The sequence below is a fragment of the Verrucomicrobiia bacterium genome (genome assembly GCA_036405135.1).
In the GTDB taxonomy this organism is placed as follows: Bacteria; Verrucomicrobiota; Verrucomicrobiia; order Limisphaerales; family JAEYXS01; genus JAEYXS01.
Genome location: DASWYF010000024.1, coordinates 181,683 through 189,942, shown reverse-complemented (window position 1 = coordinate 189,942; position 8,260 = coordinate 181,683). Strand labels below are relative to the sequence as shown.

The 8,260-nt window shown below is 55.6% G+C and carries 7 protein-coding genes; all 7 read right to left on the bottom strand.

All coding sequences use genetic code 11. From position 1 onward, the window contains the following. Positions 1–377: 377 nt before the first annotated feature. The 7 genes from VGH19_12905 to VGH19_12875 all read right to left on the bottom strand — a co-directional run bounded on the left by VGH19_12905 (position 378) and on the right by VGH19_12875 (position 8,260). The gene (locus VGH19_12905; protein ID HEY1172266.1) at positions 378–1,760 is read right to left on the bottom strand and encodes an FAD-linked oxidase C-terminal domain-containing protein; all 1,383 of its coding nucleotides are present in this window, start codon (positions 1,758–1,760) and stop codon (positions 378–380) included. After that, complete coding sequence (locus VGH19_12900; protein ID HEY1172265.1) at positions 1,757–2,005, bottom strand: DUF2007 domain-containing protein; 249 nt, start codon at positions 2,003–2,005, stop codon at positions 1,757–1,759. Before VGH19_12900 ends, VGH19_12905 begins: the two co-directional genes overlap by 4 nt. A 4-nt stretch (positions 2,006–2,009) precedes the next feature. Beyond that, the gene (locus tag VGH19_12895) at positions 2,010–2,987 is read right to left on the bottom strand and encodes a PIN domain-containing protein (protein HEY1172264.1); all 978 of its coding nucleotides are present in this window, start codon (positions 2,985–2,987) and stop codon (positions 2,010–2,012) included. 45 nt (positions 2,988–3,032) lie between these two features. Continuing rightward, complete coding sequence (locus tag VGH19_12890; GenBank protein HEY1172263.1) at positions 3,033–4,061, bottom strand: MlaD family protein; 1,029 nt, start codon at positions 4,059–4,061, stop codon at positions 3,033–3,035. Beyond that, positions 4,058–4,810, bottom strand: a complete 753-nt coding sequence (locus VGH19_12885) for an ABC transporter ATP-binding protein (GenBank protein HEY1172262.1) — start codon at positions 4,808–4,810, stop codon at positions 4,058–4,060. The genes VGH19_12890 and VGH19_12885 overlap by 4 nt, the downstream gene beginning before the upstream one ends. Continuing rightward, on the bottom strand, positions 4,810–5,577 hold the full coding sequence (locus tag VGH19_12880; protein ID HEY1172261.1) for an ABC transporter permease: 768 nt from the start codon (positions 5,575–5,577) through the stop codon (positions 4,810–4,812). Before VGH19_12880 ends, VGH19_12885 begins: the two co-directional genes overlap by 1 nt. A gap of 142 nt (positions 5,578–5,719) precedes the next feature. Next, positions 5,720–8,260, bottom strand: a complete 2,541-nt coding sequence (locus VGH19_12875; GenBank protein ID HEY1172260.1) for an ATP-dependent Clp protease ATP-binding subunit — start codon at positions 8,258–8,260, stop codon at positions 5,720–5,722.

Genomic DNA, 8,260 nt, shown 5'->3' with positions numbered 1-8,260 from the left:
CAGATCCTCCGCAGCTTGGAAGCCCGCACCCAACCTGCACTGCTGGCAGCCATCGGCCAAGCCTTGGCAGCCGTGACCCCACAAGATGCGCTCAATTGGTTCGCCTCTTGTGGCTATAACTTTATTTAAAATGCTCTAGTGAAGCGTAGCGCAACTAGTGGAAAGGATTGATAATTAGTTTGCCCGCTCCGAAGGAGCGGATGACTCTGAGTTTCCTCAATCAATCGCCCCATCCGGGGCTCGTCTTTCTCACTTCCATACCACGGGTTCCCTTTGGTCACCAGTGGCTACCGGCAGACCTCCCTCCGGGACTGAAAAAGCAGCAGACTTGTTTCTGCCGTCTTTTTGCGCCTTCTGCGCTTCTTGCGGCCAATCTCCTACTCAACGAACTTGCCGGGATTCAGAATACCATTCGGGTCCATCGCACGTTTCACCGCTGAGTGCAGATCGCGCACATCCTGATTCGCGGCCAACGGCCACCACGGTTTCTTGGCCAGACCAATGCCGTGCTCACCGGTGATGACACCGCCGAGGGCCAGCACGCCTTGGAACAACTCATCCAGCGCTGCTTCACTCCGCTCATTAGCCTGTGGCAGATTATAATCCACCATCACGTTTACATGGATATTGCCATCGCCTGCATGACCGAAGCACGCCACTGGGCAACCATGTTTCTTCTCCAAGCCCGAAGCCAGTTTGAACAGATTCTCCAACTCACCACGAGGCACAACGATGTCTTCGTTCAGCTTCGTGAGGCCAGTGTCGCGAAGTGAATAGGAAAACTCACGGCGCAATTGCCATATCTTTTCGCAATCTTCCGCACCATTCGCCCGCTGGATGAACAGCGGATTGAGCGAAGATAGAATCTTTACCAACGCTTTCACTTCACCCCGCACGCTCTTCTCCTGACCATCCAACTCAATGATCAGATGCGCGCGACAACCAGAAAGCATCTTGCTGCCCGTGCGTTTCTCCGCAGCGGCGAGTGTAAAGGCATCAGCAACCTCAAGAGCTGATGGCAGAAAACCGGAAGCGAATACCGTGCGAATACCCTTAGCCGCATCCTTCATCGAGCGGAAACCAATCGAGAGGCAGGAACGGAACGGCGGCAGCGGAATGAGCTTCAACGTCGCTTCCGTCACCACACCGAGCAACCCCTCCGAGCCCACAAAGAAGCGCGAAAGATCGAAACCGCTCTTATTCTTGTGCGTGCGGCTGCCCAAGCGAATGGCTCGTCCATCCGCCAACACCACCTGAAGACCGAGGACGTAATCCCGTGTGACACCATATTTGAGGCAGCGCGGCCCACCGGCATTCGTCGCAATGTTACCACCAAGGCTACAGTCCGCACGGCTCGCTGGATCAGGTGGATAATACAACCCCTGCTTTTCCACCTCCGATTGGAGCTTGCCCGTGATGACACCCGGCTCGACAACCGCAACGAAATCATGACCGTTGATCTCCTTGATGCGATTCATCTGCGCGACGGAGAGCGCAATACCGCCGAGCTTCGGTACACAGCCACCCACGTAACCCACACCGGCTCCTCGTGGCGTGACGTAAATCTTATGCTTGTTGGCAAAGGCTAAAACCTTGCTGACGGTCTCGACGCTTTGGCAGAGCGCCACGGCCTCAGGCATGCCGGTGGCGAACCACTTGTCCCCGGAATGCGCCTTGCACGTCTCGTTATCGAGACGCAATTCACCGGCAGGAAGTTGAGCCTGCAAGCGGCGCAACAAAACGGAATTGGAAGACTTCATGAAGCAGCAGAATCATCATCGCCCGGCAGCTCACTTACCGGAGCATCTAAAAAAGCGCGGGCCTCTTCAGCCTCAGATTCAGGCACCTTCACCTGAATGCCGCCCGCAGCCAGAGCGTAACCATCCAGCGCCATGGCAGCGCCTTCATGAAACACCGTCGCGTGAAAGCCCGCCGCATCCAGCCGCGACCAGACGAGCTGTGCATCTGCGGAACTGAAGGTCATATAAACTTTGACGAGAGACATAAGCTCACGCTGCGTTTGCGGACGGATTATTGTTCCGTATTTCGGTGAACACGATCACCCCTGCTCCGGTCTGCAGCAGGTTCAGCACATAAACCTCGACTTTTTCACCGATGAAAGCGTGGCCATTGTTCACCACCACCATCGTGCCATCCGGCAGGAAACCCACGCCCTGCCCCTTGTCCTTGCCATCGCGTACAATCTTCAGGCTGAACGTATCACCCGGCAGGATCACCGGCTTCAAGGCCAGCGCCAGATCATTCATGTTCACGTGTTGAACTGATTGCAGTTCAGCGATCTTGCCCAGATTGAAATCATTCGTATAAAGTTTCGCGCCCGTCGCTTTCGCCAATTTCACCAGCTTGGAGTCCACTTCCTTGTCTTCGGGAAAATCGCCTTCATGGATCTTCACCTCATTCTTGGAATTCCGCTGGATGCGACTCAATGTTTCCAAGCCGCGTTTGCCACGGCTGCGTTTGATGGAATCGCCTGAATCAGAAAGCTGATGCAGTTCACGCAGGACAAAGCGCGGCACCACGACGACGCCTTCCAAGAAGTTGGACTCGATGATGTCTGCGATACGCCCATCAATGATCACACTCGTATCCAACAGAAGGAGATTATCCGGCTTGTTCTGCGAGGCGAAGCGGACGTATGGGATGATGAGCGAGAAATCTTCTTTATTGCTACGCATCGCCAGCACCATGCCGATGTAACTGAACCCTACGAACAGGCAGAGACGGATCATCCAGCGGCTGGCTTCCTCCGCATGGACGAACAGACCGGAACGATCAATCATCCAGGCGATCAGGCTGCCGAACATCAGACCGAAGGTGGCCGCAGAGAACGCCCTCAATGAAAAGCCTTTCAGCATTTCATCGATGGCGACGAGCAACCCACCAAAGCCGAAGCCGATCACAACCCCCAACCGCGCGTTCTCGATAATATCAGGGCGCACCTGGCTGATGGCGTAGCCAGTCAGCATAGACAGACTCAAGAACAGGACTCTGATGACCCAAATGGACATTCGCTATCTTTCGTTGGCCCGGGGAAACACCTGTTTCACACTTTCTGCGGGCCGATTGACCGTACTCTTGTTCACCTTGGGCTTGTACAACAAGCCAAATCGGGCGACATTGCTGCTTAAAATCGAGATATTGGTCACTATTTGACCAAACTCCACCCGTAATTGTTCATCACTCAATAAACTGCCCGCCAAGCCCTTCCCATCCTTGATGTCTTTCATGATGGCATTGGCGGACTCTGTCGCGCCTTCCAGGTTTTTCACCGCCTCCCGGATATCGCCTCGGTTCTCTGAAATCGTCAACTGCAACTCATCCGCCACCTTGTTCAGGCGTTCGGTGAAGTTCACGATGTTTGTCATCGTAGAAAGTTTCTCACTGAAGTCCGCCACGTTGTTCAAAGAGCGCGTCAATGTGGGTGCGTTTGTCTCCACTAGTTGTTCTATCCGTCCAACCGCTGAAACGGTTTTTTCAGAGACACTTTGCAGATTGGTGATGGTGGTGGTGAGGCTCTTTAAGGTCGCATCCGAAAGCAGCCCTTTATCCACGCGATCCACCGCAGTATTGATCTGCTGCACCATCTTATCGACACGCTCGATAAGCCCTTGAGCCGAGCGCGCTGCTTCCTGCATGTTGAAAGGCTCCTGACATTGGACCTCGGCCCCATCGCCTAACAATGGAGCTTCATTCTTGTCCACCTTCACAGAGACATACTGATCGCCCAGGAAACCTGCTTGTTCGATGAAGAACTGCGCGTCCCCGTGTATCTGATACTTCTTGAGTATCCTCAGCAAGGCGATGACCGTCTTGCCACCCTGTTCCAGCTCTATTTTGTGGACCGTGCCGACGGGCACACCCGCCATCACCACTTTAGCGCCAGGGATCAGACCGCCGATGTTTGACGTGCGCATGCGCAGGTCATAGGTGGAGGTGAACAGGCTCGCGCCTTTGGAGAAATTCATCAGCAAAAGGCCCAGCAACACTAGGCCGATGATGACGAACAGCCCGACCTTCCATTCTCGTTTGTCTTTGCTCATGGATCGAAATCCTTGTCTTTGGCATCGGAGATGCCGTTCACGAATTGATGGATCACCGGATCTTCGGATGAGAACAACTCGTCCGGCGTGGTGTCCACGTGTATATGACCTTTTCTCAGCATGATCACCCGTTGCGCGACGGTCTTCACCGAGCGCATATCATGCGTCACCACAATGGTTGTGGCCTTCAGCTTCTCGTTCACGCGCAGGATCAGCTTGTCGATGCTGTCGGAAACGATCGGATCAAGGCCGGTCGTCGGTTCATCGTAGAGGATGATTTCAGGGTGATAGACGATCGCTCGTGCGAGACCGACACGCTTGCGCATGCCACCGGAAAGTTCAGACGGTCTCTTATCCTCCGTGCCTGCCAGTTCCACCATCTCCAACGCTTCACTGACTTTCTCGCGCTGCTCCGACTCAGAAAGTTTCCTTTCGTTTTTCAAAACGAAGCCGACATTTTCCGCCACGCTCAATGAATCGAACAATGCCGCGCTCTGGAATAGCATCCCGAACTTGCTGCGCACACGCAAAAGCTCGCGCTCTTCCAAGCCCGTGATCTTCTCGCCATCCACGGTGACCTCGCCCGAGTCCGGTTCCATGAGCCCGATGAGGTGCTTTAGTAAAACACTCTTGCCCGTACCGCTTCGGCCGATGATCACCAGACGTTGCGACTCCGGTACGGAAAAGCTCACCTTCTCCAGCACCACATTGGAGCCGAATTTCTTGCACAGTTCACGCGTCTCGATCATCAGGGTAACAAGTGGTTCAACAACAACGTGAGGAAGAAATTGCTCATCAGCACCGTGATGGATGCGTATACAACGGCCTCAGTGGTGGCCTTGCCCACGCCTTCCGCACCGCCTTCGCAAAAGAGGCCTTTGTAACAACCGATCAGTGCAATGCAGACACCGAAGATGGTGGCCTTGATGATGCCGGTGAATATCTCGTTCACATCCGTATATTTGATGACGTATTGCCACGAATACGCGGCATCGATATCCAGCAAGCCCACCCCGATCGCATACGCGGCTCCGATGCCGATGGAAATGGATTCGATAGTGAGCAAGGGCATCGCGATAAGGGTCGCGAGCATGCGCGGGACGACGAGGTAATCTACGGGATGTGTCGCCAACGTACGAAGGGCATCGATTTGCTCGGTGACTTTCATAGTGCCCAACTCGGCCGCCATCGCCGCACCGACACGTCCTGCAACCATGAGCGCGGTGAGCACCGGACCGAGTTCACTGCACATGGACACACTCACTACGGCCAGAGTAGCCGAGTCCATGTGGACCTTGTGGAATTGAAAATAAGTTTGCGCGCACAACACCATTCCCGTGAAGGCCCCAGTGATCAAGACGACTGACTGTGACTTCACCCCGATGAAGTGCATCTGCTGCATGAAACCGTCCCAGTTGAACCTTTGCGTAAAGAGGGACTTGAACACCTCCCCAAGCAAGATCGTCAACCGTCCCAGCCCGCTTATCCAATATTCCAGCCCAGCTCGGTTTGCCATTTTCCCCTCATTTTAACACATGTCCCAGTTTTACCAAGTTCCATAAACGCGCTCGCACAAACGTAACCTCCCTAACACAAACGCCATCCGATGACCGGATGGCGTTCGTTTGCTAATTCTTAACCGCTCTGAACTGATTCAATCAGCTCGAGAGCGCGCCTTCGGCCGCAGCCTTCTGGTTGAACACCAGCGCGCCGTCCAGCACGGTCACTTGCACCGGCTCGGTGCCGGTCAGATGGCCCTTGAGCAGCTCTTCGGCGAGCGGATCTTCGAGGTAACGCTCCACCGCACGGCGCATCGGTCGCGCGCCATACGCAGGATCGAAACCCTTCTCGGCCAGGAAATCCTTGGCCTTGTCGTCCAGTTCCAGCTTCAAGTTCCGGTGTTTCAGACGTTCCATGACCTTTTTCACTTCGAGGCCAAGGATCTCGAACAAGTCCGGCTTGCCAAGCTGGCGGAAGACGATCACATCATCCAACCGGTTCAGGAACTCCGGACGGAACGCGCGCTTGGATTCTTCCACGATCTTCTCGCGCATGCGCTCGTAAGTCGTCTCGTCGCTCGCGGCACCGAAACCCATCGTGGACTGCTTCTTGATCGTCTCCGCGCCCACGTTCGACGTGAGCAGGATGATCGCGTTACGGAAATCCACGATGCGTCCCATGCTGTCCGTCAACTTACCTTCTTCCAGGATCTGCAACAGCATATTCATCACATCCGGATGCGCCTTCTCGATCTCGTCGAAAAGCACCACAGAGTAAGGCTTGCGGCGCACCTGCTCAGTGAGCTGGCCACCCTCTTCGAAGCCCACATAACCCGGCGGCGAACCTATGAGGCGCGACACCGTGAACTTCTCCATATACTCGCTCATGTCGAGCTGGATGAGCGATTTCGCATCGCCAAACATCATCTCGGCCAGCGACTTCGCCAGCAACGTCTTGCCCACACCCGTAGGCCCAAGCAGCGCAAACGTGCCGATCGGTCGTTTCGGATCTTTGAGGTCCGCACGTGAGCGACGCAGCGCTTTGCACAACGCTGTGACTGCCTCGCGTTGGCCGATGACCACGCGAGCGAGTTCGCTCTCGAGGTTCAGCAAACGCTGAGCTTCGCTCTGTTCCATGCGCTTGAGCGGGATGCCCGTCCACTTGGCGACAACGTTCAAGATGTCATCTTCATCCACGACCACGCGCTTCTCATCGCGCTTCGTCTTCCACTCGGTAAGGATGTTCTCGAGCTTCTCCTTCGCATGCTTCTCTTTGTCACGCATGGAGGCCGCACCTTCGAAATCCTGTTCACGGATCGCACGTTCCTTCGAGACTTTGATCTCTTCGATCTCGTCTTCGATGGACTTCACATCCGGCGGACGCGTCATGGCACCGATACGCGCACGCGCACCCGCTTCATCCAAAAGATCGATCGCCTTGTCCGGCAGGAACCGGCCCGTGATGTAACGCTCGGAGAGCTTCACCGCTGCTTCCACGGAATTGTCCGTGAACTCAGCCTTGTGATGCTCTTCGTACTTCGGACGGAGGCCCTTCAATATCTGGATGGCTTCCTCGATGGAAGGCGCTTCCACCTTCACGTTTTGGAAACGGCGTTCCAGCGCGGCGTCCTTCTCGATGTACTTGCGATACTCGTTCAGCGTCGTGGCACCGATGCATTGCATCTCACCACGGCTCAAGGCCGGCTTGATGATGTTCGAGGCATCCATCGTGCCTTCGGCAGAGCCAGCACCCACGATCGTGTGCAACTCATCGATGAACAGCAGGATGTTCTTCGCGCGACGGATCTCATCCATCACCGCTTTGATGCGTTCCTCGAATTGACCGCGATACTTCGTGCCAGCGACCATGAGTGCCAAGTCCAGCGTGATCACACGCTTGTCGCGCAGCAGCTCCGGCACATTGCCCCGGGCGATCTCTTGCGCGAGACCTTCCACGATGGCCGTCTTGCCCACCCCAGCTTCACCCAGCAGCACCGGATTGTTCTTCGTGCGGCGGCACAAGATTTGGATCACGCGCTCGATCTCGTTCTTACGACCGATGACCGGGTCCATCTCACCCTTGCGGGCGATCTCTGTGAGGTCGCGACCGAACGCTTTCAGAGCAGGCGTCTTCGCCTCGCCCTTCTTGTCGCCCTTGCCACCACCAGCACCCGCACCTTCCGGTTGACCACCGGTAGGTTCGCCACCGCCCGCACCTTGCGGCGGTTCAGCACCTTCTTGCGCGCTGAAGTTCGGATCCAGCTCCTTCAAGATCTCCTGCCGCGTCTGCTCGATATCCACATCGAGATTCTTCAAGACGCGCGCCGCCACGCCATCACCCTCACGGAGCAGGCCTAGCAGTATATGCTCTGTGCCTACGTAGGTATGATTTAGCGCCTTGGCTTCACGTGCGGCGAGGGACAAAACCTTCTTCACACGCGGCGTATACGGGATGTTGCCGATGACTTTCTGATCCGGCCCAGTTCCCACCTGCTTCTCCACTTCCATGCGGACCGTTTCCAGGTCGAGCCCCATCTTCTGCAGGACGTTTACCGCCACACCCTGGCCCAACTTGATGAGTCCGAGCAGCAGATGCTCGGTGCCCACAAAGTTGTGGTTAAACCGGTCAGCTTCCTTTCGCGCCAGAGCGAGCACCTGCTGAGCCCTTGGCGTGAAATTATTCATGGCTTCATCACTCAT

Excerpts from the sequence above, each read along its gene's own strand:
- VGH19_12875 (HEY1172260.1), bottom strand. The coding sequence starts at position 8,260 with ATGAGTGATGAAGCCATGAATAATTTCACGCCAAGGGCTCAGCAGGTG.
- VGH19_12900 (HEY1172265.1), bottom strand. The coding sequence starts at position 2,005 with ATGTCTCTCGTCAAAGTTTATATGACCTTCAGTTCCGCAGATGCACAG.
- VGH19_12890 (HEY1172263.1), bottom strand. The coding sequence starts at position 4,061 with ATGAGCAAAGACAAACGAGAATGGAAGGTCGGGCTGTTCGTCATCATC.
- VGH19_12905 (HEY1172266.1), bottom strand. The coding sequence starts at position 1,760 with ATGAAGTCTTCCAATTCCGTTTTGTTGCGCCGCTTGCAGGCTCAACTT.
- VGH19_12895 (HEY1172264.1), bottom strand. The coding sequence starts at position 2,987 with ATGCTGACTGGCTACGCCATCAGCCAGGTGCGCCCTGATATTATCGAG.
- VGH19_12885 (HEY1172262.1), bottom strand. The coding sequence starts at position 4,810 with ATGATCGAGACGCGTGAACTGTGCAAGAAATTCGGCTCCAATGTGGTG.
- VGH19_12880 (HEY1172261.1), bottom strand. The coding sequence starts at position 5,577 with ATGGCAAACCGAGCTGGGCTGGAATATTGGATAAGCGGGCTGGGACGG.